Annotated in this window: 26 protein-coding genes; 14 read left to right on the top strand and 12 right to left on the bottom strand. The window is 55.4% G+C overall.

From position 1 onward, the window contains the following. Positions 1-302: 302 nt before the first annotated feature. Positions 303-1,952 (top strand): glucose-6-phosphate isomerase, encoded by a 1,650-nt coding sequence (pgi, locus tag FQK12_RS19690; RefSeq protein ID WP_004097737.1) that lies wholly within the window; start codon positions 303-305, stop codon positions 1,950-1,952. Between the two features lie 45 nt (positions 1,953-1,997). On the opposite strand, the gene FQK12_RS19685 is transcribed toward pgi, so the two are convergent. The 6 genes from FQK12_RS19685 to FQK12_RS19660 all read right to left on the bottom strand — a co-directional run bounded on the left by FQK12_RS19685 (position 1,998) and on the right by FQK12_RS19660 (position 5,881). Beyond that, a complete protein-coding gene (locus FQK12_RS19685; protein ID WP_014227530.1) occupies positions 1,998-2,453 on the bottom strand; it encodes an acyltransferase in 456 nt (151 codons plus the stop codon). Positions 2,454-2,461: 8 nt separating this feature from the next. Further along, entirely contained in the window at positions 2,462-2,971 is a 510-nt protein-coding gene (locus FQK12_RS19680) for a GNAT family N-acetyltransferase (RefSeq protein WP_014227531.1), read from the bottom strand. Positions 2,972-3,082: 111 nt separating this feature from the next. After that, on the bottom strand, positions 3,083-3,460 hold the full coding sequence (locus FQK12_RS19675; RefSeq protein WP_004097745.1) for a Rid family detoxifying hydrolase: 378 nt from the start codon (positions 3,458-3,460) through the stop codon (positions 3,083-3,085). A gap of 25 nt (positions 3,461-3,485) precedes the next feature. Further along, positions 3,486-3,806 carry an AzlD domain-containing protein gene (locus FQK12_RS19670; protein ID WP_004097748.1) on the bottom strand — a complete coding sequence of 107 codons (321 nt, stop codon included), beginning with the start codon at positions 3,804-3,806 and terminating at the stop codon, positions 3,486-3,488. Continuing rightward, on the bottom strand, positions 3,799-4,536 hold the full coding sequence (locus tag FQK12_RS19665; RefSeq protein WP_004097750.1) for an AzlC family ABC transporter permease: 738 nt from the start codon (positions 4,534-4,536) through the stop codon (positions 3,799-3,801). Before FQK12_RS19665 ends, FQK12_RS19670 begins: the two co-directional genes overlap by 8 nt. A gap of 67 nt (positions 4,537-4,603) precedes the next feature. Beyond that, entirely contained in the window at positions 4,604-5,881 is a 1,278-nt protein-coding gene (locus FQK12_RS19660; protein ID WP_014227532.1) for a serine dehydratase subunit alpha family protein, read from the bottom strand. A 377-nt stretch (positions 5,882-6,258) separates the two neighbouring features. Here FQK12_RS19660 and psiE point away from each other — a divergent pair, with 377 nt between their 5' ends. Then, positions 6,259-6,669, top strand: a complete 411-nt coding sequence (gene psiE / locus FQK12_RS19655; protein WP_004097754.1) for a phosphate-starvation-inducible protein PsiE — start codon at positions 6,259-6,261, stop codon at positions 6,667-6,669. A 190-nt stretch (positions 6,670-6,859) separates the two neighbouring features. On the opposite strand, the gene malG is transcribed toward psiE, so the two are convergent. The 3 genes from malG to malE form a co-directional block, all read right to left on the bottom strand. Next, positions 6,860-7,750, bottom strand: coding sequence for a maltose ABC transporter permease MalG (malG, locus tag FQK12_RS19650; RefSeq protein WP_004097756.1), 891 nt, complete (start codon positions 7,748-7,750; stop codon positions 6,860-6,862). Between the two features lie 14 nt (positions 7,751-7,764). Next, on the bottom strand, positions 7,765-9,309 hold the full coding sequence (malF, locus tag FQK12_RS19645) for a maltose ABC transporter permease MalF (protein ID WP_014227533.1): 1,545 nt from the start codon (positions 9,307-9,309) through the stop codon (positions 7,765-7,767). Positions 9,310-9,495: 186 nt separating this feature from the next. Beyond that, complete coding sequence (malE, locus tag FQK12_RS19640) at positions 9,496-10,686, bottom strand: maltose/maltodextrin ABC transporter substrate-binding protein MalE (RefSeq protein WP_014227534.1); 1,191 nt, start codon at positions 10,684-10,686, stop codon at positions 9,496-9,498. Positions 10,687-11,056: 370 nt separating this feature from the next. Here malE and malK point away from each other — a divergent pair, with 370 nt between their 5' ends. The 5 genes from malK to ubiA all read left to right on the top strand — a co-directional run bounded on the left by malK (position 11,057) and on the right by ubiA (position 16,224). Further along, positions 11,057-12,166, top strand: coding sequence for a maltose/maltodextrin ABC transporter ATP-binding protein MalK (gene malK, locus FQK12_RS19635; RefSeq protein ID WP_004097762.1), 1,110 nt, complete (start codon positions 11,057-11,059; stop codon positions 12,164-12,166). A 171-nt stretch (positions 12,167-12,337) separates the two neighbouring features. Next, positions 12,338-13,627 carry a maltoporin gene (locus FQK12_RS19630; protein ID WP_014227535.1) on the top strand — a complete coding sequence of 430 codons (1,290 nt, stop codon included), beginning with the start codon at positions 12,338-12,340 and terminating at the stop codon, positions 13,625-13,627. A 111-nt stretch (positions 13,628-13,738) separates the two neighbouring features. Next, positions 13,739-14,656, top strand: a complete 918-nt coding sequence (malM, locus tag FQK12_RS19625) for a maltose operon protein MalM (RefSeq protein ID WP_014227536.1) — start codon at positions 13,739-13,741, stop codon at positions 14,654-14,656. A 188-nt stretch (positions 14,657-14,844) separates the two neighbouring features. Further along, a complete protein-coding gene (gene ubiC, locus FQK12_RS19620; RefSeq protein WP_014227537.1) occupies positions 14,845-15,342 on the top strand; it encodes a chorismate lyase in 498 nt (165 codons plus the stop codon). 12 nt (positions 15,343-15,354) lie between these two features. After that, positions 15,355-16,224 carry a 4-hydroxybenzoate octaprenyltransferase gene (gene ubiA, locus FQK12_RS19615; RefSeq protein WP_014227538.1) on the top strand — a complete coding sequence of 290 codons (870 nt, stop codon included), beginning with the start codon at positions 15,355-15,357 and terminating at the stop codon, positions 16,222-16,224. Positions 16,225-16,322: 98 nt separating this feature from the next. On the opposite strand, the gene plsB is transcribed toward ubiA, so the two are convergent. Continuing rightward, positions 16,323-18,746, bottom strand: a complete 2,424-nt coding sequence (plsB, locus tag FQK12_RS19610; RefSeq protein ID WP_004097770.1) for a glycerol-3-phosphate 1-O-acyltransferase PlsB — start codon at positions 18,744-18,746, stop codon at positions 16,323-16,325. A 129-nt stretch (positions 18,747-18,875) separates the two neighbouring features. Between plsB and FQK12_RS19605 the strand changes: the two genes are divergently transcribed. From FQK12_RS19605 to FQK12_RS19590, 4 genes are all read left to right on the top strand, one after another. After that, complete coding sequence (locus FQK12_RS19605) at positions 18,876-19,244, top strand: diacylglycerol kinase (RefSeq protein ID WP_014227539.1); 369 nt, start codon at positions 18,876-18,878, stop codon at positions 19,242-19,244. Between the two features lie 122 nt (positions 19,245-19,366). After that, positions 19,367-19,975, top strand: coding sequence for a transcriptional repressor LexA (gene lexA / locus FQK12_RS19600; RefSeq protein ID WP_004097774.1), 609 nt, complete (start codon positions 19,367-19,369; stop codon positions 19,973-19,975). 72 nt (positions 19,976-20,047) lie between these two features. Next, positions 20,048-21,364 (top strand): MATE family efflux transporter DinF, encoded by a 1,317-nt coding sequence (gene dinF, locus FQK12_RS19595; RefSeq protein ID WP_038422903.1) that lies wholly within the window; start codon positions 20,048-20,050, stop codon positions 21,362-21,364. 136 nt (positions 21,365-21,500) lie between these two features. After that, positions 21,501-21,710 carry a CsbD family protein gene (locus FQK12_RS19590; RefSeq protein WP_004137568.1) on the top strand — a complete coding sequence of 70 codons (210 nt, stop codon included), beginning with the start codon at positions 21,501-21,503 and terminating at the stop codon, positions 21,708-21,710. Between the two features lie 65 nt (positions 21,711-21,775). On the opposite strand, the gene zur is transcribed toward FQK12_RS19590, so the two are convergent. Beyond that, the gene (zur, locus tag FQK12_RS19585) at positions 21,776-22,291 is read right to left on the bottom strand and encodes a zinc uptake transcriptional repressor Zur (RefSeq protein WP_004097781.1); all 516 of its coding nucleotides are present in this window, start codon (positions 22,289-22,291) and stop codon (positions 21,776-21,778) included. 201 nt (positions 22,292-22,492) lie between these two features. Here zur and FQK12_RS19580 point away from each other — a divergent pair, with 201 nt between their 5' ends. The 3 genes from FQK12_RS19580 (at position 22,493) to pspG (ending at position 24,467) form a co-directional block, all read left to right on the top strand. After that, on the top strand, positions 22,493-22,981 hold the full coding sequence (locus FQK12_RS19580; protein WP_014227541.1) for a cupin domain-containing protein: 489 nt from the start codon (positions 22,493-22,495) through the stop codon (positions 22,979-22,981). A 107-nt stretch (positions 22,982-23,088) separates the two neighbouring features. After that, on the top strand, positions 23,089-24,084 hold the full coding sequence (gene dusA / locus FQK12_RS19575; protein ID WP_032695095.1) for a tRNA dihydrouridine(20/20a) synthase DusA: 996 nt from the start codon (positions 23,089-23,091) through the stop codon (positions 24,082-24,084). Positions 24,085-24,224: 140 nt separating this feature from the next. Then, entirely contained in the window at positions 24,225-24,467 is a 243-nt protein-coding gene (gene pspG / locus FQK12_RS19570; protein ID WP_014227543.1) for an envelope stress response protein PspG, read from the top strand. Positions 24,468-24,770: 303 nt separating this feature from the next. On the opposite strand, the gene FQK12_RS19565 is transcribed toward pspG, so the two are convergent. Further along, positions 24,771-25,754 (bottom strand): quinone oxidoreductase, encoded by a 984-nt coding sequence (locus tag FQK12_RS19565; protein WP_014227544.1) that lies wholly within the window; start codon positions 25,752-25,754, stop codon positions 24,771-24,773. Between the last annotated feature and the right edge of the window lie 51 nt (positions 25,755-25,805).

Below are 25,805 nucleotides of genomic sequence, written 5' to 3'. Positions count from 1 at the left end.
GCAATACCCTTTCGCTGTAGCGTGAAATGCGCGATCCATACCTACCTACGTATATGTAGGTACTGCCGTTATATAAAGGCTTCAGGCGAAGTATGTCAACGTCAGGGTTATGCGGATTTTTCATGCGCGAGTCGCTGACAGAAAAAAGCCTTATGATGTCTATACTATGAGGGGCGATTTGCGCCAAATTGGCTCTAATCCTGACGCGTATCATCGGCATAACACAAAAATCATCACAATTTTTCGTCACCGGCGCTACAATCGACCGCAGTCACAATTCTCAAATCAGAAGAGTATTGCTAATGAAAAACATCAACCCAACGCAGACCTCTGCCTGGCAGGCATTACAGAAACACTTTGATGAAATGAAAGACGTTACCATCGCGGATCTGTTCGCGAAAGATAGCGATCGTTTCTCTAAATTCTCCGCCACGTTCGACGATCTGATGCTGGTGGATTTTTCCAAAAACCGCATCACCGAAGAGACGCTGGCAAAACTGCAGGACCTGGCCAAAGAGACCTTCCTGGCAGACGCCATTAAATCCATGTTCTCCGGCGAGAAGATTAACCGCACGGAAGACCGCGCGGTGCTGCACGTTGCGCTGCGTAACCGCAGCAATACTCCGATTCTGGTTGATGGCAAAGACGTGATGCCTGAAGTGAACGCCGTGCTTGAGAAGATGAAAACCTTCTCCGAAGCCATTATCTCCGGCAGCTGGAAAGGCTACACCGGTAAAGCGATTACCGACGTCGTCAACATCGGTATCGGCGGCTCCGACCTCGGCCCGTTCATGGTGACCGAAGCGCTGCGCCCGTATAAAAATCACCTGAATATGCATTTTGTTTCTAACGTCGATGGTACCCACATCGCCGAAGTACTGAAAACGGTGAACCCGGAAACCACCCTGTTCCTGGTCGCGTCGAAAACCTTTACTACTCAGGAAACCATGACCAACGCCCACAGCGCGCGCGACTGGTTCCTGGCGACCGCCGGCGATGAGAAGCACGTCGCGAAACACTTCGCCGCGCTCTCGACCAACGGTAAAGCGGTTGGCGAGTTCGGTATTGATACCGCCAATATGTTTGAGTTCTGGGACTGGGTTGGCGGCCGTTACTCTCTGTGGTCAGCCATCGGCCTGTCCATCATCCTGTCCGTGGGCTTCGACAACTTTGTTGAGCTGCTCTCCGGCGCGCACGCGATGGATAAACACTTCTCCACCACCCCGGCTGAGAAAAACCTGCCGGTGCTGCTGGCGCTGATCGGTATCTGGTACAACAACTTCTTCGGCGCTGAAACCGAAGCGATTCTGCCGTACGACCAGTATATGCACCGTTTTGCCGCTTACTTCCAGCAGGGCAACATGGAATCCAACGGTAAATACGTTGACCGTAACGGCAACGCCGTGGATTACCAGACTGGCCCAATCATCTGGGGCGAGCCGGGTACCAACGGTCAGCACGCGTTCTACCAGCTGATTCACCAGGGGACCAAAATGGTGCCTTGCGACTTTATCGCGCCGGCGATTACGCATAACCCGCTGTCCGATCACCATCCGAAGCTGCTGTCTAACTTCTTTGCGCAGACCGAAGCGCTGGCGTTTGGTAAATCCCGCGAAGTGGTTGAGCAGGAATATCGCGATCAGGGTAAAGATCCGGCGACCCTGGAACACGTGGTGCCGTTCAAAGTGTTTGAAGGCAACCGCCCCACCAACTCCATCCTGCTGCGTGAAATTACGCCGTTCAGCCTGGGCGCGCTGATTGCCCTGTATGAGCACAAAATCTTCACCCAGGGCGTGATTATGAACATCTTCACCTTCGACCAGTGGGGCGTTGAGCTGGGCAAACAGCTGGCTAACCGCATCCTGCCGGAACTGAAAGATGGTTCCGAAGTGAGCAGCCACGACAGCTCCACTAACGGTCTGATTAACCGCTATAAATCCTGGCGCGCATAATCGCTAAAACGTTCGCAATGCCGGCCCATGTGGCCGGCATTTTTGTTATAGCCGCCGCAGCAGCTTTGCCGGGTTCCCGGCCCACACGCCTTTCTCCGTAATGGATTTGGTCACCACGCTGCCCGCGCCAATCACGACCCCATCGCAGATGCTGACCGCCAGAATGGTTGCGCCGCTGCCGATAGACACATCGTTGCCAATCACAATTCTTCCCCAGCTCTCGCGGTCGGCGTTGGGTTTTCCCTCGCGGAACATATCGTTGGCGAACATCACGCCGTGGCCGATAAAACAGCGCTCGCCGATGGTCACGTACTCGCAGATAAAGGTGTGGGACTGAATTTTGCTGTCGTTGCCGATACGGGTATGGCCCTGAATCTCCACAAACGGCCCGATGAAGACGTTATCGCCAAGCGTGCAGTCGTAGAGGTTGGCGGGCTGGTAAATCACCACGTTTTCGCCGCTGGCGACGTTGCGAATGGCGGTTTCACGAAGGGTATGCATGCTGCCTCTCAGATTGGTTTAGCCAGAATATGGAGTGTGCTTTCCTGGGTTGCAGAATGAAATGCCACATCCTTCACGTGCTGCATCCCCTGACGTTCATAAAAACGGCGGGCACCGGTATTCGCGGCGAGCACTTCCAGCCATAGCCAGCTTTCACCGGTCTCTTTCGCTCGCTTCTCGACGGCGCGAAAAATCTGCTCGCCGTAGCGATGCCCGGTAGCGTCAGGTAATAGATAGAGTTTATGCAATAGCGTACCCGTAGGGCCTTCGGGGTTGATGTCCTGGCGGCAGGCATATTTAGCAAAGCCAATTGGCTCCTCTGCCTCAGCAATCAACCAGCAGCACTGCGGATCGGCCAGGCTGTGCGCCAGCGCGGCCATGGAATACTCTTGCTGCAGGTAGTGCTCCATTTCATCGGCGTTGTGCCAGAGGTGGGCAAAGTGGTGGCGATAGCTGGCATTGGCCATCTGGTTGAGTAAAGCCGCATCTTCCGGACGTGCAAGACGAATCTTTAGCATTCTGCGTTCCTCGCAAAGAAGTGGCGATATTTTGCCCGTAAAGTTCGCTGCGGGTAAACCTCAAAAGTGGGGGGGATAAGAAGTGGCCGGAGGATGGCCTCCGGCCGGGGATCAGGCGACGGCGATGGCTTCGATCTCAATGCCCGCATCTTTAGGCAGTCTGGCGACTTCGACGCAGGAACGGGCCGGAAAGGCCGCGTTGTGTTCGGTGAAGAACGCTTCATACACCGCGTTGATGGTGGCGAAGTCATTCAGATCCTTGACGAAGACCATCGTCTTAACGATGTTTTTCACCTGCAAACCCGCCGCTTCAACGATAGCCTTAACGTTGTCCAGCGACTGTCGCGTCTGCTGAGCGATGTCGTCAGACATGGTGCCGTCCTGCGGATTGACCGGGAGCTGCCCTGAGGTCATCGTCATGGTACCCAGATTTACTCCCTGAACATACGGGCCAATGGCGGCAGGCGCAGCGGCGGTGGTAATTATCATTCTGTTGATTCCTTCTGATAGGTGATTACATGAAATAGTTGAGCAAAACCAGTGAACCGACGCCGCTGACGACGACCCAGACCAGGCCCAGGCGGAAGCTGGCGAGCGTGCAGATAATCGCGGCGATCACCTTCGGGTTTTTCAAATCGAACTCCATGCTGGAGTTCACGCTCAGGATCTGAATCGTGATGATGGCCGGCAGCACGGTCACCGGCACAAAACGCAGCGTTTTGCTGACCCGGCTCGACATCTGAATCTTCCCGGCGAGGCCAATGAACGAGAAGCGAATAAGAAAGGTCACGGCGGCCATGCCCAGCGTCAGGGCGATAAAAAAGCTATTACTCATTTTCCAGCGCTCCTTCGAGAGAGAGTTTGTCAGCGGCCTGCGCCTGTTTACGCTCTTCGGCGAGATCGACGCTCAGGCCCGCCATTACGCCCAGTACGGACGCGACGACGATACCTAACGAGTAGGGCAGTACGACCAAAAGTACCCCGGATACGGCAGCAACAACGGCGGCGACGGTGCAGGCCTGGCTTTTGATTTGTGGGACTACGATGGCGATAAATGCGGCGACCATCGCGAAGTCCAGACCATATTTTTCAATGTGCGGAAAAGAGGCGCCAACCAGAGCGCCAAGGAAATCGGCCAGCACCCAGGCGAACCAAAACGTCAGCATTGCTGAAAAATAGAAAAGATATTTATCTTTTTTATTCTCCTCCATCTCTTTCACCGTCGTGGCGTACACTTCATCGGTCAGGGCATACGCCATAAAGCATTTTTTAAAGAAGGAGGCTTCGCGTACCGTACTGGAAATAGAGGCGCTATAAAGCACATGGCGAAGATTAATAATCAGCGTGGTGAATATAATCACCCCAAGGCTCGCTCCGGTTTTTAGCATATTTAACGCCAGCATTTGTGCCGAACCGGCGATGACAATCGTCGACCATGCCGTACTTTGCCAGATACTCATCCCGGCGCTAACGCTTAGCGCGCCGACAATAAATGAAAACGGAAAGTCGCCGATGCACAGGGGAAGTATGGCGCTCATACCCCGTAGAATCACTTTTTTGTTCATAAACAATACCTGTTGTATTCAGGAGATTAATTATTTGTGTAAGGTACATTAAAACGCTAATTAATGATTACTTTGCTACCATAATGTTGATGATTTCTTTATCGGTATAGGCCATAGGCTTAATTACCAGACGGCAGAGATTATTAATAGTCTGCTCAACGTCAGCGCAAACAATGCCGTCATTAGAGCCTGCGCAGCTATTTTGCATCGCCATCAGTACGGCCTTAAAGGCGCTGGAAACCACGGACGATACTTTCATTGCGCAGCTATTAGAGGCGCCATCGCAAATCATGCCGGTAATATCGCTGATCATATTAATAATAGCGGTATTAATTGTTTGCAGGTCACGGGTAAATAACCACGCCATGCCTGCCGCGGCGCCCATCGCTGCCGTGGACGCCGCGCATAGCGCGGACAGACGCGTATAGCGGGAGTGGATCGATATGGCGGTCAGGTGGGAGAGCGCCAGCGCCCGCGCGAGGGTCTCTTCATCAGCGTTAAGATGCTCCGCGACCGTCACTACCGGCATGGTGGCGGCGATACCCTGGTTACCGGAACCAAAGTTAGACATCGCGACGACGGGGGCTCCGCCCATTCGCGCGTCGGATGCGGCGACGGTATTGATGATGACTTTACTCAGCAGGTCGTTGCTGAGCAGGCCATTTTTTACCGCATCAGAGAAGGTGCCGTTGATGTTCAAGCCGTATTTTTTGCTTTTACCTTCCTCCGCCAGCGCCGAATTGAGCCGGGCGGCTTCGAGAATAAATGCGATGTCGGCGAATTCGACCTCGTTAATAAAATTAAAGGCTTCCGCAAGCGAGAAGGTTGCTAATGTTTCCTGCTGCGTTACCGTACTCTGTTTGTCCGCCAGTACCTGCGCTTCGCCATTAATATACAGCTCAACGATATTGGTATGCGTGCCCTTGACCACCACGCGGCAGCTCTTTTCGCCACCCGTTAGCGTCAGATCCAGATGAATAAAGTCAGGGGTATCTTTCACGCTAATATTGACCTGGCCATCGGCAATTAACTTCTGGGCTAATTCAACATGCCGTTCGGTAATTCCCTCCAGCGTTTTTAAACCTTTATCCGCATCGCCACCAAATGCGCCAATTGCGGCTGCGAGCGCCACCCCGCTGACGGAAGTGCCCGGAATAGTTACGCCCATCGCATTCTTGTACAGGTTCGCAGAAATAAAACCGCTAATGTTTTGACAAGCCGTATCTAAATGTTTCGCAGCGTAAGCGGCGGTAAAAGAAATAGCAACGGGTTCCGTACAGCCTAATGCCGGAGCCACTTCTTTTTTTAGCCAGTTTATAAACAGGGATGAGTGTTCAGTAGTCATATTTTATATCGTTCCGCTAACGAGGGTTTATTAATCTGCGAGTATGCTAAGTCAATTTCTAAGGAAAAACTTACTCTAATGCGGGCGTAATTTATGCCTGAAAGAGAAAAATATTCGCTTATTACAATATTGTAAAATTGTGATCTTATTATGGTTAATTAACTGATTTGACGGGTATTTATATTCTGTTTTTTGAACATAAAAAGGGATTTAGTTAACTACCTCACAGCGTTGCCGAAAGTAAAAATTTCTCTTTTTACGTATTTCATCGGAGATGAGAAAGGCAAGCAGTGGAAAGAAGGGACTCACAAATGTAGATCTGGATCACATTTTTGCGTTATACAGGTCACAGGAAATCATGATGATGAGGTGTACCTATGCCGCCGGTTTATCGTCCGTTGGTGAGTTTTATTGCAACCGCAATGCAAACCGTTTTGAATCTTGGCCTGCTGTGCCTGGGGGTCATTCTGATCGTATTTCTGGGAAAGGAGACGCTGCATCTGGCGCACGTCCTGTTCACCCCGGAGCCTGTCAGCAAGTACAAGCTGGTGGAAGGGCTGGTGGTCTACTTCCTCTATTTCGAGTTTATCGCGCTGATAGTGAAGTACTTTGAGTCGGGATTTCACTTCCCGCTGCGCTACTTTGTCTATATCGGCATCACCGCAATCGTCCGCCTGATCATTATCGATCATGAGTCGCCTATGGCGGTGCTGATTTACTCCGCGGCGATCCTGATTCTGGTGATAACGCTCTGGCTGTGTAACTCCAACCGACTGAAGCGCGAATAAAAAAAGCGGCCTCCAGGGCCGCTGACCAACAGTCACAAATAGAATTTATGTAGGGTCCAGTTGAGGATAGCAGTGGCATTTGCCTTACTTTTTCAGCTGAGGGCGACGGCGGTAATACCCGGTTGGGGTCGCGCATTACCGCTAAACCGTCGGCCCTCATCTGAAATTTGGGGCGGGTGTTACAAAAAAATTAACCTTTCACTCCGCCAGCCGTCAGGCCGTTAACCAACCAGCGCTGGGCCAGCAGGAACACCACGGTAATCGGAATGGCGGAAAGCACCGCCGCGGCGGCAAAGTCGCCCCACAGATAGTTCTGCGGGTTAAGATACTGCTGCATTCCGACTGCGAGGGTATAGCTGTTCACATCGCGCAGCAGCAGCGAGGCTACCGGTACTTCGGTGATCGCCGCGATGAACGACAGAATAAACACCACCGCCAGAATCGGTACCGACAGCGGGAGCAGCACGAGGCGGAAAGCCTGCCATGGGGTCGCACCGTCCAGCGCCGCCGCTTCTTCCAGCGAGCCGTCGATGGTTTCGAAGTAACCTTTGATTGTCCAGACGTGCAGCGCGATACCGCCCATATAGGCGAAGATGACGCCGCCGTGGGTATTCAGGCCGACGAACGGCACGTACTGGCCGAGACGGTCAAACAGGGCGTACAGCGCGACCAGCGACAGCACCGCGGGGAACATCTGGAAAATCAGCATCCCTTTCAGCAGCGTTGCTTTACCCGGGAAGCGCATGCGGGCAAAAGCGTAAGCGCAGGTGGTAGAAAGCGCGACGATGCCAATGGCGGTAATGCCTGCCACCTTGATGGAGTTCCACAGCCACAGCAGCACCGGGAAGGGGGGCGGCGTGACGCGACCATCAGCGTGTTCGACGCTGAAGCCGAGCGCCAGCCGCCAGTGCTCCCAGGAGATACTTTCGGGGATCAGGCTACCGGTGGCGAAGTTCCCTTCGCGCAGAGAGATAGCGATGACCATCAGCAGCGGGAACATAATCGCCGCGATAAAAATCAGCAGCAGGAGGTGCGTCGTGAACAGGCGCAGCTTCTGAGATTTGGGTTGAACCATAGCCATAATCGTTATCTCCCTTAATCAAACTTCATACGTGTGGCTTTCAGGTTAACAATCGCCAGGGCGCCTACCAGCAGGAAGATCAGCGTGGCGATAGCCGCCGCAAGGCCGAAGTCCTGACCGCCGCCGCCTTCAAAGGCGATACGGTAGGTATAGCTCACCAGCAGGTCGGTGTAGCCCGCCGGCGTGGTGGTACCGAGCCGGTCCGGCCCGCCGTTGGTCAACAGCTGAATCAGCACGAAGTTGTTAAAGTTAAAGGCGAAGCTGGCGATCATCAGCGGCGTCAGCGGCTTGATCAGCAGCGGCAGCGTAATTTTGAAGAAGTTCTGGAACGGCGTAGCGCCATCCATTGCCGAGGCTTCATATAAATCGTCAGGAATCGCTTTCAGCAGGCCCATGCACAGGATCATCATGTACGGATAGCCCAGCCAGGTGTTGACGATGATAATCATGGTACGCGCGGTGGTCGGGTCGCTAAACCAGGCCGGCTTGATGCCGAACAGCGCGCTGAGCATCATGTTGATCTCACCAAAGCTCTGGTTGAACAACCCTTTGAAAATCAGAATCGAGATAAACGACGGTACGGCGTAAGGCAGAATCAGCAGTACGCGGTAAATCGCTTTACCTTTCAGGGCTTCCCACTGGACGAGACAGGCGAGCACCATGCCGACCGCAACGGTGAGAATCACGGTCAGAACGGAGAACACCACCGTCCAGACGAAAATCGCGAAGAACGGTTTCTGAATGCCTTCATCCTGGAACACGCGAGTGAAGTTATCCCAGCCGATGGTCACGGTGTAGCCCGGGCTGAGCTTTTCGCTGCCCCAGCTACCGTCGGCGTTGATCGCCTGATAGAAACCGACCTCGGCGTTCGGACGGTATTTCACGCCGCTCTGGTTGTTGGTCAGCGTGCCGTCACTGGCCAGCGCGTACAGCGGCTGAGTACCGGAGAACTGACGCAGGGAGCTCATAATGACTTTGCTTTCATCCGGCAACACGGCGGTCAGCTGGTTCAGGGCGGTACGGTTTTGCGTAATCACGCGCAGCGTGGCGCGCTCGCCTTCCGGCAGGGCGTCAGCCTCTTTTAAGGCCAGCTTCTGTTCGCCGCCGAATTTAAAGGCGTCGGAAAGATAGTTTTTGCCGCTTTCGCCGTCGGTCAGCGCCAGCTTCCACTCATCTCCCGCCGGATAAAGCGCGAAGTTGTAGGATTTCCCTGCCTGGAAGGAGCGGTCCATCAGCACCTGTTGGGCGCGTTCGAAGGTCAGCTGGTTAGTGCTGCTGTAGTTGGTAAAAGCGATAGCGATAGTGCAGATCAGCGGGAACAGGACGAACAGCCCCATCCCGGCGAGACCCGGATAAACATAGCGCCAGGCGTAGGCCTTGCGATTGGAAAAAATATACAGGCCAACCGAGCTCAAAATCAGCGTCATGATGGCAAACAGGTACTCCCCCTGGGCGTACATCAAAACAACAAGGTAACCCACCAGCAGGCACAGCAAGCCGATCACAGACCATGTGAGCTGCGGGCTTTGCCACCAGTGCTTCTTTTTCACGACATCCATGGGGATCATCCTCTTTACACTTTATCCTTCGCGCTACCTCTTTGTTGGCTGCAGATGCGTACCCCAGTCACTTACTGATGTAAGCGCCTGGGGATTTGCATCCTTGCCGCCTCGATGTAGCGCGAATGATTTCGCGTAACAACGTATTCAACAAACCTTATTCCCTAAGAAATAAGGGAAACCGTATTACTTGGTGATACGAGCCTGTGCGTCTTTCAGCGCCGCATCGACGGTCTGGCGACCGCTAGCTGCGTTGATCACTGCGGTACGAACGGCATACCAGAAGGCGGACATCTGCGGAATATTCGGCATGATTTCACCTTTCTGGGCGTTAGCCATGGTGGCGGCGATACGCGGATCTTTTTCCAGTTTTTCCTGGAAGGATTTCAGCGCGACCGCGCCCAGCGGTTTGTCCTTGTTCACTTCATCCAGACCCTGATCGGTCATCAGGTAGTTTTCGAGGAACTCTTTCGCCAGTTCTTTGTTCGGGCTGGCGGCGTTAATACCGGCGCTCAGTACGCCAACGAACGGTTTAGACGGGTTGCCTTTGAAGGTCGGCAGCAGGGTAACGCCGTAGTTAACCTTGCTCTTATCGATGTTAGACCACGCCCACGGACCGTTGATGGTCATCGCGGTTTCGCCTTTGTTGAATGCCGCTTCCGCGATGGAGTAGTCGGTGTCGGCGTTCATATGTTTGTTCTTGATAAGGTCGACCAGGAAGGTCAGGCCCGCTTTCGCGCCAGCGCTATCCACGCCTACGTCTTTCACGTCGTACTTGCCGTTTTCAAACTTGAACGCATAACCGCCGTCGGCGGCGATCAGCGGCCAGGTGAAGTACGGTTCTTGCAGGTTGAACATCAGCGCGCTCTTACCTTTCGCTTTCAGTTCTTTATCCAGCGCCGGGATCTCTTCCCAGGTTTTCGGCGGGTTTGGCACCAGGTCTTTGTTATAGATCAGCGACAGCGCTTCAACGGCAACCGGGTAGGCAATCAGCTTGCCGTTATAGCGAACCGCATCCCAGGTGAACGGATAGAGTTTGTCCTGGAACGCTTTATCCGGGGTGATTTCCGCCAGCAGGCCGGACTGCGCGTAGCCGCCAAAACGGTCGTGAGCCCAGAAGATGATGTCAGGGCCGTCGCCGGTCGCGGCAACCTGCGGGAATTTCTCTTCCAGCTTATCCGGATGCTCTACGGAGACTTTAATGCCGGTGTCTTTTTCAAACTTTTTACCCACTTCAGCGAGGCCGTTGTAGCCTTTGTCGCCGTTAATCCAGATAACCAGCTTACCTTCTTCGATTTTTGCGAGGGCAGAGGCGGAAAACATCATCGTGGTCAATGCAGACAGCGCGAGGATGCGAGCGCCAGTTTTGATTTTCATATACCCGTCCTATTTGGTGATGTGCTCGTGGATACACTTGAGTGGCTTAACGGTGATGAGTTTCCTTTTTTAACAACCTCTTTCCATCCTCCCCATGTCTACGCCCCATCCCCCGATAGTGTGATCTCCATTACAGAAATGCCGGTTATGAGTCCTGGAGCACATAAAAAGGCGGCCAATTTTGCAGGCTACATCACGAAATCGACGTCCGTCCGTCCCCCCCGGCGGCGAGACGCAATCTCTCATCCTCCCGCCTCCTCCCCCATAAAAAAGCCGGGGGGTGGAGGATTTACCCTATTTATGAATGCCGCATAGTCAGCCCATCTTGAATGTGTCGTTAAGTGACAGGTTGTAACGAAGGGAGAAGGGCATGGCGAGCGTACAGCTGCGAAATGTAACGAAAGCCTGGGGTGACGTAGTGGTATCGAAAGATATCAATCTCGAGATCCAGGATGGGGAGTTCGTCGTGTTTGTTGGGCCATCAGGCTGCGGCAAATCCACCCTGCTGCGTATGATTGCCGGGCTGGAAACGGTGACCAGCGGCGATCTGCTGATTGGCGATACCCGAATGAATGATGTCCCGCCCGCCGAGCGCGGTATCGGGATGGTGTTTCAGTCTTATGCGCTTTACCCCCACCTTTCCGTCGCGGAAAACATGTCTTTTGGCCTGAAGCTGGCCGGCGCCAAAAAAGAGCTGATTAACCAGCGCGTGACTCAGGTGGCGGAAGTTCTTCAGCTGGCCCATCTGCTGGAGCGCAAACCGAAAGCGCTTTCCGGCGGTCAGCGTCAGCGCGTGGCGATTGGCCGTACTCTGGTGGCTGAACCGCGCGTGTTCCTGCTGGATGAACCGCTCTCTAACCTCGATGCCGCGCTGCGCGTGCAGATGCGCATTGAGATTTCCCGTCTGCATAAGCGTCTTGGCCGCACGATGATTTACGTGACCCACGACCAGGTCGAAGCGATGACCCTGGCCGACAAGATTGTGGTGCTGGACGCCGGTCGCGTCGCGCAGGTCGGGAAGCCTCTCGAACTCTATCACTACCCGGCGGATCGTTTCGTCGCGGGCTTTATTGGCTCGCCGAAGATGAATTTCCTGCCGGTGAAAGTCACCGCTACCGCCATTGAGCAGGTGCAGGTGGAGCTGCCAAACCGTCAGCAGGTCTGGCTGCCGGTGGACAGCGCCCGCGTTCAGGTCGGCGCCAACATGTCCTTAGGGATTCGCCCGGAACATTTGCTGCCCAGCGATATCGCCGACGTCACCCTCGAAGGTGAAGTTCAGGTGGTCGAACAGCTCGGCCACGAAACGCAAATTCATATTCAGATCCCATCCATCCGTCAGAACCTGGTTTACCGCCAGAACGACGTGGTGCTGGTAGAAGAGGGAGCCACATTCGCCATCGGTTTGCCGCCGGAGCGCTGCCATTTATTCCGTGAGGATGGCACCGCTTGTCGTCGGCTGCATAAAGAGCCGGGCGTGTAAGGCTTCTAACTAAAAAAAAACACAAAACCATTCGCGCTGCATCGAGGCGGCAAGGGAATGAATCCCTGGGAGCGTACAAAAGTACGTGACCAGGGTGAGTGAGCGCAGCCAACAAAGAGGCAGCCCGAAGGGTGAAGTGTTCAAAGAAAAGCAATGATCTCAGGAGATAGAATGATGATTACTCTGCGCAAACTTCCACTGGCGGTCGCCGTTGCGGCAGGCGTTATGTCTGCTCAGGCGCTGGCCGTTGATTTCCACGGCTACGCTCGTTCTGGTATCGGTTGGACCGGCAGCGGCGGTGAGCAACAGTGCTTCAAAGCCACGGGCGCTCAAAGCAAATACCGTCTTGGCAACGAATGTGAAACCTATGCGGAACTGAAGCTGGGCCAGGAGTTGTGGAAAGAAGGTGATAAGAGTTTTTATTTCGATACTAACGTCGCTTATTCCGTAAATCAGGAAGATGACTGGGAAAGTACCTCTCCGGCGTTTCGTGAAGCTAACATCCAGGGTAAAAACCTGATTGACTGGTTGCCGGGTTCTACCCTGTGGGCCGGTAAGCGCTTCTACCAGCGTCATGACGTTCACATGATCGACTTCTACTACTGGGATATCTCCGGCCCGGGTGCGGGTCTGGAAAACGTTGACCTTGGCTTCGGTAAACTCTCTCTGGCAGCCACGCGTAACTCAGAAAGCGGCGGTTCTTACACTTTCTCCAGCGATGACACCAAGAAATTTGCTGCTAAAACCGCAAACGACGTCTTTGACGTGCGTCTGGCCGGTATGGAAATCAACCCGGGCGGCGTACTGGAGTTAGGCGTGGATTATGGCCGCGCTAACCCGCAGGACGATTACCGTCTGGTTGATGGCGCATCAAAAGACGGCTGGATGTTCACCGGTGAACATACTCAGTCTATCTGGGGTGGCTTCAACAAGTTTGTTGTTCAGTATGCGACCGACTCGATGACCTCCTGGAACAGCGGTCACTCCCAGGGAACCAGCATCGATAACAACGGCAGCATGATCCGCGTTCTGGATCACGGCGCGATGGACTTCAACGATGACTGGGGCCTGATGTACGTTGCGATGTACCAGGACGTGGATCTGGACAGCAACAACGGTTCTACCTGGTACACCGTCGGTGTTCGTCCGATGTACAAATGGACGCCGATCATGAGCACCCAGCTGGAAGTCGGTTACGACAACGTGAAATCCCAGCGCACCAGCGAAAACAACAACCAGTACAAAATTACCCTGGCCCAGCAATGGCAGGCGGGTAACAGCGTCTGGTCTCGCCCGGCAATCCGTATTTTCGCGACCTACGCAAAATGGGATGAGAACTGGGGCTACAGCAACACCTCCGGTCTGCAGACTAAAGACGGCAGCGGTAACGGGGTTTACACCTCCAGCCGCGGTAACGATAGCGAAGTGACCTTCGGTGCGCAGATGGAAGTTTGGTGGTAACACCGCCGTAATCATGTAGTGACACGGAGGGGCTCTGCCCCTCCTGATTCTTCAGGATTAGCGCGCTATTGCCTGGCCACCGCTAAACCTACGCTATCCGAGGTGAGAACAATGAAAATGAAGAAAACTCTCGTCGCCCTGTGTTTATCCGCAGGAATGTTGGCATGCGCGCCGGGAACGAGCCTTGCTGACGTCAACTTTGTCCCGCAAAACACCAGCGCAGCGCCCGCCATCCCCGGCGCTGCCCTGCAGCAGCTCGTCTGGACGCCAGTCGATCAATCTAAAACGCAGACCGTTGATTTACTCACGGGCGGCCAGCGCTTGGATGTTGCCGGCATCTCCGGCCCGGTTGCGGCCTGGAGCGTTCCGGCGAATATTGGCGAACTGACCCTGACGCTCACGAGCGAAGTGAATAAGCAAAAACAGATTTTTGCGCCGAACGTGCTGATTCTCGATCAGAATATGACGCCATCCGCGTTCTTCCCCAGCAGCTATTTTACCTATCAGCAGCCCGGCGTAATGACCGCGGATCGGCTTGAAGGCGTCATGCGCCTGACCCCGGCGCTGGGGCAGCAGAAGCTTTACGTGCTGGTCTTTACGACGGAAAAAGATTTACAACAAACCACAACTCTGCTGGATCCGGCGAAAGCTTACGCTAAAGGCGCGGGCAATGCCGTGCCGGATATTCCAGACCCGATTGCCCGCCACACCACCGATGGCGTGCTGAAGCTAAAAGTCAAAACCAATAGCGGCTCCAGCGTGCTGGTTGGTCCGCTGTTTGGCTCTTCCGGCAATGGCCCGGTGACCGTCGGCAATACCGCCGCGCCGGTTGTCGCGCCGGCCCCGGCTCCGGCGGCGAAAAGCGAACCGATGCTTGATGACACCGAAACCTATTTCAACAACGGCATTAAGCAGGCGGTTGCGAAAGGCGATATCGATAAAGCCCTGAAATTGATGAACGAAGCTGAACGTCTTGGCTCGAAATCTGCTCGTTCCACCTTTATCAGCAGTGTAAAAGGCAAGGGGTGACCGTCTCCCCGCAATGCTGATGTTTAGGCACAGCCTTTAGGTGCGTCCGTCAGGGCGCACTTTTTTTTAGCGCGCCGCAGCCTCTGTTGCACGGCTGTTGCGCGGATGATCGTATATTGACGTTTGCCCGCCCCCGATGCCCCATTCTGCGATACAATACCTTTACGTTATGTACCGGAGATTCAGGCATGCCACATCCTGCGCTTACGCAACTGCGTGCGCTGCATTATTTTGCCGCTATGCCCCCGCTGGATGCGCATTTGCGCGACTGGCTATTGCTGGAAGACTCAATGACCAAACGCTTTGAGCAGCAGGGGAAGAAAGTCAGCGTCATCATGGTTAACGAAGGTTTTGTTGGACGCGACGCGCTGGCCGGTGAGGCGCCCCTGTTACCGAGCGAACCCCGCTACTGGCTGCGGGAAATCATTCTTTGCGCCAACGGTGAACCCTGGCTGGCCGGGCGCACGATAGTGCCCGAATCAACGCTGAGCGGCCCCGAACTGGCGCTGCAACAGCTGGGGCAAACGCCGTTGGGCCGCTATCTCTTCACGTCATCGACGCTAACCCGTGATTTTATTGAAATTGGTCGTCATGCAGAGCTGTGGGGGCGTCGTTCCCGCCTCCGGTTGAGCGGCAAACCGCTGCTGCTGACGGAACTGTTTTTGCCTGCATCGCCGTTGTATTAAGAGGAAAATGAAATGGAGTGGAGTCTGACGCAGAACAAGCTGCTGGCGTTTCACCGCCTGATGCGTACTGACAAACCGATTGGCGCGCTGCTGCTGCTGTGGCCGACGCTATGGGCGCTGTGGGTGGCGACGCCGGGGATACCGCCGCTATGGATCCTCGCCGTTTTTGTCGCCGGCGTCTGGCTGATGCGCGCCGCAGGCTGCGTGGTCAACGACTATGCCGATCGCAAGTTTGACGGCCACGTCAAACGAACGGCCCACCGCCCGTTGCCGAGCGGCGACGTTAGCGAAAAGGAGGCGCGGACGCTGTTTGTCGTGCTGGTGCTGCTTTCGTTTCTGCTGGTGTTGACCCTGAACACCATGACCATTCTGCTGTCGGTAGCGGCGCTGGCGCTGGCATGGGTATATCCGTTTATGAAGCGCTATACCCACCTGCCTCAGGTCGTGCTGGGCGCGGCGTTCGGCTGGTCGATCCCGATGGCCTTTTCGGCGGTCAGCGAATCGCTGCCGCTGAGCTGCTGGCTGATGTTCCTCGCCAATATCCTGTGGGCGGTGGCCTACGATACCCAGTATGCGATGGTCGATCGTGATGATGACGTCAAAATCGGTATCAAATCGACGGCGATTCTCTTTGGCGACAACGATCGCTTAATCATCGGTATTTTACAGGTGGCGGTACTGGGTCTGATGGCCGCGGTAGGCTGGCTGAGCGGGCTGGGCTGGGAGTATTACTGGTCGTTGTTTATCGCCGCGGCGCTGTTTGCCTGGCAGCAGAAGCTGATATTTAAACGCGAACGCGATGCCTGCTTTAAGGCGTTTATGAACAATAACTACGTGGGGCTGGTGCTATTTCTCGGCCTGGCGATGGGATATATGCAGTAGCGCTGTGGGTTTCCCGGCTTGCGGCGTAAACGCCTTAGCCGGGCTACAAAACCGCAGGGTCCGGTAGCCCGGCGCAGGCCGGGACATCTCTTTAAGCGTTACGCTTCATCCTGGGTAACGCTTTCAATCGTTAATCGCACATCCGAAGTAATCAGATCCGCCAGCATGCGGTAGATCTTCAACGTCTCTTCCGGCTCGGCGTCCCCGGTATCGCTGATATAGCCTTCGTCACGCAGGGTCAACACCAGCGTGCTGAACACCGCCTTATCGAAGAACTCCGGCGCGTTGATGCCGTGCAGAACGGACAGGCGCTGCGCCACGGTGCGGCTCTCTTTCTCCAGCGAACTGCGGTTGATTGACGGGTTAGCGCTCAGCAGCCAGAAGGTAATGGCGTAGCGCTGCAGCGTTTCGCGCGCGCCTGCGGCCAGCAGCTGCAGAGAACGGGCATGAGACGGATTGACGCTCACCTCATCGTCGTTCAGGGCGATGAGTCCCTGACGCTGCATTTCAGCGATCAGCGCATCGACGACGCCCGCCAGCTCCGCTTTTTCCCAGCGCAGGAACAGCTCGGCCTTCAGGAACGGATAGAACATCTCGACGTGACGCAGGATTTCGGCGCGGGTAATACGACGATGCTGAGTGACGATGGCGGCTAACAGCGACGGCATCACCAGCATATGGGCGATGTTGTTGCGGTAGTAGGTCATCAGCACGGCCTGCTCGCGCGGCAGAATGATGATATCGCCAATGGTATCTTTCTCGACTTCGAACTTGTTCATCTGCAGCGCGTGGTCAATCAGCTCGCTGGCCGAAGCCGCAGGCGTGGTCGCATCCGCTGAATATGGCACGTTGCGCAGCAGGGCGAGATAGCACTCCAGCTGCTCGGTGAGCTGCTCGCGGGTCAGTGAACGCTGACGCGATGCCAGCAGCGCGGTACAGCACAGGTTCATGGCGTTAGCCGCGCCGGCATTATTGATGCGCACCATCAGATCCGAGGCGATATTATTCACCGTCGGGGTCAGCCAGGAAGGGCGAACCGCTTCGATAGGGTCGATAGACTCGCGCCAGTCCGGCACATGCTGGTTCAGATAGGCCATCAGCGGCAGGGGTTCGCCGAAGTTAACGTAGCCCTGGCCGAGATTTCGCAGCTTGCTCAAGCCGCGCAGCATCTGCGGCAGGCTCTCTTTCTCTTTCGTCGCACCGCGTAGCTCTTTGGCGTAGGTACCAACCTCCATCACGTGCTCGTAGCCGATGTAAATCGGCACCAGGGTGATGGGGCGATTACCGCCGCGCAGCATCGCCTGAATGGTCATCGACAGGGTGCCGGTTTTCGGATCCAGCAGGCGTCCGGTACGCGAACGCCCGCCTTCAACGAAATACTCCACCGAATAGCCGCGGCTGAACAGCTCGCCGAGATATTCGCGGAATACGGTTGAGTAAAGCTTATTGCCCTTGAACGTGCGGCGAATAAAGAACGCGCCGCCGCGACGGAAGATCGGACCGGCGGGCCAGAAGTTCAGGTTGATACCGGCGGCGATATGCGGCGGCACCAGGCCCTGATGATAAATGACGTAAGAGAGCAGCAGATAGTCCATATGGCTGCGGTGGCACGGGACATAAACGATCTCGTGGCCTTCATGCGCCAGCTGGCGCACGCGCTCGGCGTTATGCACGTTAATGCCCTGATACAGCCGGTTCCAGGTAAAGCCCAGCACGCGGTCGGTCAGGCGAATCATCTCATAGGAGAAGTTTGCGGCGATCTCTTCCATCAGGGCGATAGCGTTTTGCTGCGCCTTTTCATGAGAAATTTTCTTGCTGCGCGCTTCGTCTTCTACCGCACGGGCAATGGCTTTCGAGGCCAGCAGTTTATTAAACAGATCCTGGCGCGCGGGCAGGCGCGGGCCGACCGCCGCCAGACGCTGACGGGCGAAGTGCATGCGCGCCACGCGGGCCAGCTTCTGGGCGATGGTTTTATCGGTACCGTGTTCGTCCGCCATCTTACGCAGCGAGACCGAAGGCGAGAAACGGACAAAGCTGTCGCGGCCCAGCCACAGAACGGCGAAGAATTTCTGAATGCCGTTGAGCATGCGCAGCGGCGGGTTCACCTCGCCTTTTTCACGCCCCGGCGCGCGACCGAACATCACCGAAACCGGCACCATCTGCACGTCAAGATCGGGATGGTTGCGGTGCAAATCCAGATAGTCGTGAAAGAGCTTGATAGACTCTTCTTTCGGCGTGTAATAGGTAAACACGCGCGGTCCGCCGTGGATAAATACGTAGCGCGGAAGCAGGCCGCCGTCGATCTCGAGCGGCTCCAGCGGGTCCGGTAACTCATGTTCCAGACATTGCGCGCGCAGCGTCAGCAGGTCCGCCTTCGAATTGTAGGGCAGAACATACATAATGGGACGCGAGGTATCCAGGCCTAATTCCTGAGCAGGTTGTGCCGGAATCGACTTGCTTTTTACCAGCGCCCTTAATGGTAAATTCAGTAATTTATAGTAAATTCGTTGCCAGCCAGACATAGACGATGTGAAGCCTCTGGTTAATCATGCAAATGCGCCGCAAGAATAACAGAAAGTGCGCAAAATTTCCGTTGTAACGCGGCAAACGCGTACACTCATTGACGTCATTTACATAAAAAGGTTTGTTTGATGGCCAATAATACCACTGGGTTAACCCGAATTATTAAAGCGGCAGGGTATTCCTGGAAAGGATTCCGGGCGGCGTGGGTCAACGAGGCCGCCTTTCGTCAGGAAGGCATCGCGGCCGTTGTTGCCGTGGCGATCGCCTGCTGGTTAGACGTCGATGCCATCACCCGGGTGCTGTTGATTAGCTCGGTCCTGCTAGTGATGATAGTTGAAATTATCAATAGCGCGATTGAGGCGGTTGTTGACCGTATTGGCCCTGAACATCACGAGCTGTCGGGGCGAGCGAAAGACATGGGATCGGCGGCGGTATTGCTGGCGATTATCATCGCGCTGATCGCGTGGGGAACGCTTTTATGGGCAAACTACCGCTAACGCCTGGCGTAGCGGCTCGCAAAACGGAAAGAAACTCCTGATTTTTGTGTGAAATATGGTTCCAAAATCACCGTTAGCTGTATATACTCACAGCATAACTGTATATACACCCAGGGGGCGGAATGAAAGCGTTAACGACCAGGCAGCAAGAGGTGTTTGATCTCATTCGGGATCATATCAGCCAGACGGGCATGCCGCCGACGCGTGCGGAGATTGCTCAGCGCTTGGGGTTCCGTTCCCCAAACGCGGCGGAAGAACACCTGAAAGCGCTGGCGCGTAAAGGCGCAATCGAGATCGTTTCCGGCGCCTCCCGCGGTATTCGTCTGCTGACGGAAGAAGAAACGGGTCTGCCGCTTATTGGCCGCGTCGCGGCGGGTGAGCCGCTGCTGGCCCAGCAGCATATCGAAGGTCACTATCAGGTCGATCCGGCTATGTTTAAGCCGAATGCCGATTTTCTGCTGCGCGTTAGCGGGATGTCGATGAAAGACATCGGTATTCTTGATGGCGACCTGCTGGCCGTCCATAAAACGCAGGATGTGCGCAATGGCCAGGTGGTTGTGGCGCGCATCGACGAAGAAGTTACCGTGAAGCGACTGAAAAAGCAGGGTAACGTCGTTGAACTGCTGCCGGAAAACAGCGAATTCTCGCCGATCGTGGTGGATCTTCGCGAGCAAAGCTTCACTATTGAAGGCCTGGCCGTTGGCGTTATCCGCAACGGCAACTGGCAGTAATCTCTTCACCTCGCGGCATCATCACCTGATGCATGATGCTGCGCCGTTTTTCCTCATTTGGGCTCTTTCTCCATGCTTTTTAACGCCGCCGACAAAGCCCTGTGGCGCTTAGCGCTGCCCATGATCTTCTCCAATATCACCGTTCCGCTGCTGGGGCTGGTGGATACCGCCGTTATTGGCCATCTCGACAGCCCGGTTTATCTGGGGGGCGTGGCGGTTGGCGCAACGGCGACCAGCTTCCTCTTTATGCTGCTGTTGTTCCTGCGAATGAGTACCACCGGACTGACGGCGCAGGCGTTTGGCGCAAAAGATCCGCAGCGGCTGGCGCGTGCGCTGGTGCAGCCGCTGGGTCTGGCGCTGGCCGCCGGGGCGGCGATTGTGCTCTTACGGATGCCGTTAATCGACCTGGCGCTGCATATCGTCGGCGGTAGCGAAGCCGTGCTCGAACAGGCCAGACGCTTCCTGGAGCTCCGCTGGCTAAGCGCGCCGGCATCGCTGGCGAATCTGGTCCTGCTGGGCTGGCTGCTGGGCGTGCAGTACGCCAGAGCGCCGGTGATCCTGCTGGTAGTCGGCAACGTCCTCAATATTGTGCTCGATTTATGGCTGGTGATGGGCCTGCATATGAACGTGCAGGGGGCGGCGCTGGCGACGGTCACCGCAGAATACGTCACTTTCTTTATTGGCCTGCTGATGGCGAGACGCGTGCTGGCGCTGCGCGGCGTTTCCCTGTCGATGCTGAAAAACGCCTGGCGCGGCGATATACGCCGCCTGCTGGCGCTGAATCGCGACATCATGCTGCGCTCGCTGCTTCTACAGCTCTGCTTCGGGGCGGTGACGGTATGTGGCGCCCGCCTCGGTGCCGATATCGTCGCGGTCAATGCGGTCCTCATGACGATGCTGACCTTTACCGCCTATGCGCTGGACGGTTTTGCCTACGCCGTTGAGGCGCACTCCGGGCAGGCCTACGGCGCGTGCGACGACAGCCAGCTGCTTGCCGTCTGGCACGCGGCCTGCCGCCAGTCAGGGATGGTGGCGCTGGCGTTTGCGCTGATTTACGGGCTTGCCGGTGAGCAGATTATCGCTTTGCTGACCTCGCTGCCTTCGCTGCAGCAGCTGGCCGACCGCTATCTGGTCTGGCAGATGATCCTGCCGGTCATTGGCGTCTGGTGCTACCTGCTGGACGGCATGTTTATCGGCGCGACGCGGGGGGCGGAGATGCGCAACAGCATGGCGGTAGCGGCGGCGGGGTTTGCCCTGACGCTGCTGACGGTACCGACGCTCGGCAACCACGGACTGTGGCTGGCGCTGACGGCCTTTCTCGCTCTGCGCGGCGTTTCTCTGGCGGTTATCTGGCGGCGCCACTGGCAGCGCGGAACCTGGTTTTCGTAATGCATTTGGTGCATATGATGGTTAAAGATTCCGAATAATAAATCTTACTCAGAATACTCATCTATAGTTAAGTCATGTCCGGCACACAGCGGGCTGTTCATTCACCGAACGATAACCGAACGATGAGGAATGCATGATGAATAAAGACGAAATCGGCGGTAACTGGAAACAGTTCAAAGGTAAAGCGAAAGAAAAATGGGGCAAGCTGACCGACGATGACATGACCGTCATTGAAGGCAAACGCGACCAGCTGGTGGGCAGAATTCAGGAACGTTACGGTTACGCCAAAGACCAGGCAGAGAAAGAAGTGACCGACTGGGAAACCAAAAACGACTATCGCTGGTAGCGAAAACGCCGTGTTTTAACCCACCGTTATTGCCTACACCCTTGATTCCCGCTGCGGCTAACGCCTCAGCGGGCTTTCTTTTTGATCTGGATGGTATGGTCGTGGTGGCAGTGGCCCGGCGTACTGCAGGATTCAACCTCGACGCAGGCGGCGCACAGGCCGTGAGCCTCAATGACGTTGTGGCGCAGGGCGAATCCCATTCTTGCCGCCAGCGTATGCATAATATCTTCGACGCCTTCCGCACACTCTTCTTTGACGCCGCCGCAGCGGTCGCAGATAAACATCGCCGAGCTGTGGGTCGGCTGATCGAAAAGGTGACACAGCACGTAGCTATTGGTGGATTCCACCTTATGCACGAACCCTTGCTCGAGTAAAAACTCCAGCGCCCGGTACACCGTCGGCGGTTTCGCCTGAGGCTCTTTTTCACGAAGGAGATCGAGCAGGTCGTAGGCGCTGATTGCCCCTTGCTGCAGGCTCATCAAACGCAATACTTCAAGGCGCTGCGGGGTCAGGCGCACGCCACGCTGCGCGCACAGCTTTTCAGCATGCGCTAACATTTGTTGCGAAGTGGTCTTATCCATGAGCGTCCTCTGGTTGCGTGAATCTGAAACTGTTACTTTATCACGATACCGGTAAAACGCCGAGACCCGGCGGACTATACCCGTCACACTTCACGTTACCTGCGCGCTGGCTGCGCCAGTTCGTCCCAGCCGCGCTCCTGGGGTCGCTCAACCTTGCCACCTTATGCTATACCTGATGCATCTCATTTTCGGGAGAAAACGATGAAACGACCTGACTGCATTCGACACTGGCGTGAACTGGAAGGCGTGGATGATTCCACCTACCCCGACAGTACTGAGCTTTTCTCCATCGGCGCGCCGCTGGCGCGGGGCCTGCGGCTGAATCGCCTGGGGATCCACCATGAGCGTCTACCGCCCGGACGCCGAACCTCTTATCCGCATGCGGAGAGCGACGAAGAAGAGTTTATCTACGTGCTGGAAGGCTATCCGGAAGTGTGGATTAACGGCTACCTCTGGAAGCTGGAGCCGGGGGATAGCGTCGGCTTTCCTGCCGGAACCGGCATTTGCCACACCTTCCTCAATAACACCGAGCAGGAGGTTCGCCTGTTAGTCGTTGGCGAGGCAAACAAGAAATTTAATCGCATCTACTACCCGCTTAACCCCGGCTATGCCGCCACGCGTCAGGATCGCTGGGTTGACCATCCGCCGCAGTTTTTTGGCCCTCACGACGGCAAGCCGCGGAAAATATAGCGTTTATTGCGGGATAAAAAAGGTGAGCGCTGACGCTATGCCTCAGTGGTTTATCTTTGTGCTATAGTAGCGCCCCTTTTTACCCGGATGCTTATTTATTCGCCATGATGTCAGACTCAACGCCTACTGCTTTCGCCGCTCACCGTTTTTCCATCGCGCCGATGCTCGACTGGACCGACAGACACTGCCGTTATTTTCTGCGTCAGCTGTCGCGCCACACGCTGCTGTATACCGAAATGGTGACCACCGGTGCGATTATTCACGGCAAGGGCGACTATCTGGCCTACAGCGAAGAAGAGCATCCGGTCGCCCTGCAGCTCGGCGGCAGCGATCCGGCTGCGCTGGCGCACTGCGCGAAGCTGGCGCAGGCGCGCGGCTACGATGAAATTAACCTGAACGTTGGCTGCCCGTCCGATCGCGTGCAGAACGGTATGTTTGGTGCCTGCCTGATGGGGAACGCGCAGCTGGTGGCAGACTGTATTAAAGCCATGCGCGACGTCGTGTCGATCCCGGTCACGGTGAAAACCCGTATCGGCATTGATGACCAGGACAGCTACGGGTTTCTGTGTGATTTTATCGAAACGGTATCCGTGAAAGGCGAGTGCGAGATGTTTATCATCCACGCGCGCAAAGCGTGGCTTTCGGGGCTAAGCCCCAAAGAGAACCGCGAGATCCCGCCGCTTGACTATCCGCGCGTTTACCAGCTGAAGCGTGATTTTCCGCATCTGACCATGGCGATTAACGGCGGCATTAAGTCGCTGGAAGAAGCAAAACAACATCTTGCGCATATGGACGGCGTGATGGTGGGCCGTGAAGCCTATCAGAATCCAGGCATACTGGCGTCGGTGGATCGGGAAATTTTCGGCGTGGAAGGCATCGATGCTGACCCGGTTTCCGTGGTCCGGGCGATGTATCCCTATATCGAACGCGAGCTTAGCAACGGTACTTATCTGGGGCACGTAACGCGCCATATGCTCGGGCTGTTTCAGGGGATCCCCGGGGCGCGCCAGTGGCGTCGCTATCTGAGCGAAAATGCGCATAAAGCCGGGGCGGACATCAACGTGCTGGAACAGGCGCTGAAACTGGTTGCCGACAAGCGTTAGTTTTTCACTAAAACCTGGTCAAATTCACCACGCCCTGTACGTATCGTGCCGGGCGTTTTTGTTATTATTCAATATGTTATATTTGGCACGATTTTTGTAATATCCGCTAAGGTAGATAAAATTTCTTTAGGGGAAAGACGATGCTGGAACTCTTATTCGTTATTGGCTTTTTTGTCATGTTATTGGTCACCGGCATTTCACTGCTGGGTATTATTGCCGCGATTGTTGTCGCGACCGCGCTGATGTTTGTCGGCGGTCTGTTTGCGTTAATGATTAAACTGCTGCCGTGGCTGCTGCTGGCCGTTGTTGTGGTTTGGGTGATTCGGGCGATAAAATCACCAACCGACAACCGTTATCGCGCTAATAACCGCTGGCGCTACTAAGGTATTGAGCGGTATGTCACAACCTGAAGATTTTTGCATAAAACAGCGTAGGCTTTGCTTATTAAATCTGTCACTATTAGCGGGTTAACGAATTCATCGTGCTGTACCCTACATACAGCCGAACAAAAAAAGTAAGGGCTTCCCATGTGGAAGCCCTAAACTTTTCTTCTTTTCCCGTCATACTTCAGGCTACAGGGGCGTTGGTTGCTTGCATTCACCCCGGTCACTTACTGTTGTAAGCTCCTGGGGATTCATTCACTTACCATCTTCCTGTAGCCCGAATTATTTAGGGAAAAGCCATTACTATGGCAAGAGCAAACTTGAACCCTGCGTCGCCCGGCTTTCCAGCACCTCATGCGCGCGTCTGGCGTCGGTTAACGCATATTTTTGGCTCTCCGCGACATCCACTTTTATCACGCCGCTGGCGATCAGCGAAAACAGTTCGTTGCTGGCTTCCGTCAGCTCTTCACGCGTGGTGATATAGCCCTGCAGAGAAGGGCGGGTGACGTACAGCGAACCTTTTTGGTTGAGGATCCCGAGATTGACACCGGTCACCGGGCCGGAGGAGTTGCCGAAGCTCACCATCAGCCCCCGACGCTGCAGGCAGTCAAGGGAGGCTTCCCAGGTATCTTTCCCGACGGAATCGTAAACCACGTGGACTTTCTTACCGTCGGTGATCTCTTTCAGGCGCTCGACGATATTCTCTTCGCGATAGTTAATGATCTGCCAGGCGCCGGCCTGTTTGGCGCGTTCAGCTTTTTGCGCGCTGCCGACGGTACCGATCAGCTTCGCGCCCAGCGCTTTGGCCCACTGACAGGCGATGAGCCCGACGCCGCCGGCCGCCGCATGAAACAAGAACGGCTCGCCCGCTTTGATCTCGTAGGTTTTCCGCAGCAGGTAATAGACCGTGAGCCCTTTCAGGAATGAGGCCGCCGCCTGCTCGAAAGAGATCGCGTCCGGCAAGATGGCGGCCTTATCCGCGGGCACGTTGTGGACGGTGCTATAGGCTCCCAGCGCCGATTGCGCGTAGACCACCCGATCGCCGGCTTTGATATGTTTCACCCCGCTGCCGACTTTGCTTACTACGCCAGCGGCTTCGGTACCCAGACCGCTCGGCAATGACGGGGGCGGGTAGAGGCCGCTGCGGATATAGGTATCAATGTAGTTAATGCCGATGGCCTTATTCTCTACCTGAATTTCGTGCTCTGCGGGATCTTTCGGCGTGAACTCCAGCGCTTGCAGAACATCAGGCCCTCCGTGCTGGTGAAATTCAATTCGTGTTGCCATGCTTCCTCCAGAAATGTGGTAATCTTTCGACCCATTCACTATCTCGGTAAC

Origin of the sequence: Klebsiella sp. ME-303 (assembly GCF_007910085.1) — a bacterium.
Taxonomy (GTDB): Bacteria; Pseudomonadota; Gammaproteobacteria; order Enterobacterales; family Enterobacteriaceae; genus Klebsiella; species Klebsiella michiganensis.
Note: the sequence above shows the minus strand (reverse complement) of the source record. Positions and strands in the feature narration are given on the sequence as shown.

Bases quoted from the DNA above. Each gene is read 5' to 3' on its own strand.
- psiE (WP_004097754.1), top strand. From the start codon at position 6,259: ATGCCGCCGGTTTATCGTCCGTTGGTGAGTTTTATTGCAACCGCAATG.
- dinF (WP_038422903.1), top strand. From the start codon at position 20,048: ATGCTTTTTAACGCCGCCGACAAAGCCCTGTGGCGCTTAGCGCTGCCC.
- FQK12_RS19565 (WP_014227544.1), bottom strand. From the start codon at position 25,754: ATGGCAACACGAATTGAATTTCACCAGCACGGAGGGCCTGATGTTCTG.
- FQK12_RS19660 (WP_014227532.1), bottom strand. From the start codon at position 5,881: ATGACTACTGAACACTCATCCCTGTTTATAAACTGGCTAAAAAAAGAA.
- FQK12_RS19685 (WP_014227530.1), bottom strand. From the start codon at position 2,453: ATGCATACCCTTCGTGAAACCGCCATTCGCAACGTCGCCAGCGGCGAA.
- FQK12_RS19630 (WP_014227535.1), top strand. From the start codon at position 12,338: ATGATGATTACTCTGCGCAAACTTCCACTGGCGGTCGCCGTTGCGGCA.
- zur (WP_004097781.1), bottom strand. From the start codon at position 22,291: ATGGATAAGACCACTTCGCAACAAATGTTAGCGCATGCTGAAAAGCTG.
- malG (WP_004097756.1), bottom strand. From the start codon at position 7,750: ATGGCTATGGTTCAACCCAAATCTCAGAAGCTGCGCCTGTTCACGACG.
- FQK12_RS19680 (WP_014227531.1), bottom strand. From the start codon at position 2,971: ATGCTAAAGATTCGTCTTGCACGTCCGGAAGATGCGGCTTTACTCAAC.
- FQK12_RS19670 (WP_004097748.1), bottom strand. From the start codon at position 3,806: ATGAGTAATAGCTTTTTTATCGCCCTGACGCTGGGCATGGCCGCCGTG.
- malK (WP_004097762.1), top strand. From the start codon at position 11,057: ATGGCGAGCGTACAGCTGCGAAATGTAACGAAAGCCTGGGGTGACGTA.
- malF (WP_014227533.1), bottom strand. From the start codon at position 9,309: ATGGATGTCGTGAAAAAGAAGCACTGGTGGCAAAGCCCGCAGCTCACA.
- FQK12_RS19580 (WP_014227541.1), top strand. From the start codon at position 22,493: ATGAAACGACCTGACTGCATTCGACACTGGCGTGAACTGGAAGGCGTG.
- malE (WP_014227534.1), bottom strand. From the start codon at position 10,686: ATGAAAATCAAAACTGGCGCTCGCATCCTCGCGCTGTCTGCATTGACC.
- malM (WP_014227536.1), top strand. From the start codon at position 13,739: ATGAAAATGAAGAAAACTCTCGTCGCCCTGTGTTTATCCGCAGGAATG.
- pgi (WP_004097737.1), top strand. From the start codon at position 303: ATGAAAAACATCAACCCAACGCAGACCTCTGCCTGGCAGGCATTACAG.
- lexA (WP_004097774.1), top strand. From the start codon at position 19,367: ATGAAAGCGTTAACGACCAGGCAGCAAGAGGTGTTTGATCTCATTCGG.
- pspG (WP_014227543.1), top strand. From the start codon at position 24,225: ATGCTGGAACTCTTATTCGTTATTGGCTTTTTTGTCATGTTATTGGTC.
- FQK12_RS19590 (WP_004137568.1), top strand. From the start codon at position 21,501: ATGAATAAAGACGAAATCGGCGGTAACTGGAAACAGTTCAAAGGTAAA.
- dusA (WP_032695095.1), top strand. From the start codon at position 23,089: ATGTCAGACTCAACGCCTACTGCTTTCGCCGCTCACCGTTTTTCCATC.
- FQK12_RS19605 (WP_014227539.1), top strand. From the start codon at position 18,876: ATGGCCAATAATACCACTGGGTTAACCCGAATTATTAAAGCGGCAGGG.
- ubiC (WP_014227537.1), top strand. From the start codon at position 14,845: ATGCCACATCCTGCGCTTACGCAACTGCGTGCGCTGCATTATTTTGCC.
- FQK12_RS19665 (WP_004097750.1), bottom strand. From the start codon at position 4,536: ATGAACAAAAAAGTGATTCTACGGGGTATGAGCGCCATACTTCCCCTG.
- ubiA (WP_014227538.1), top strand. From the start codon at position 15,355: ATGGAGTGGAGTCTGACGCAGAACAAGCTGCTGGCGTTTCACCGCCTG.
- plsB (WP_004097770.1), bottom strand. From the start codon at position 18,746: ATGTCTGGCTGGCAACGAATTTACTATAAATTACTGAATTTACCATTA.
- FQK12_RS19675 (WP_004097745.1), bottom strand. From the start codon at position 3,460: ATGATAATTACCACCGCCGCTGCGCCTGCCGCCATTGGCCCGTATGTT.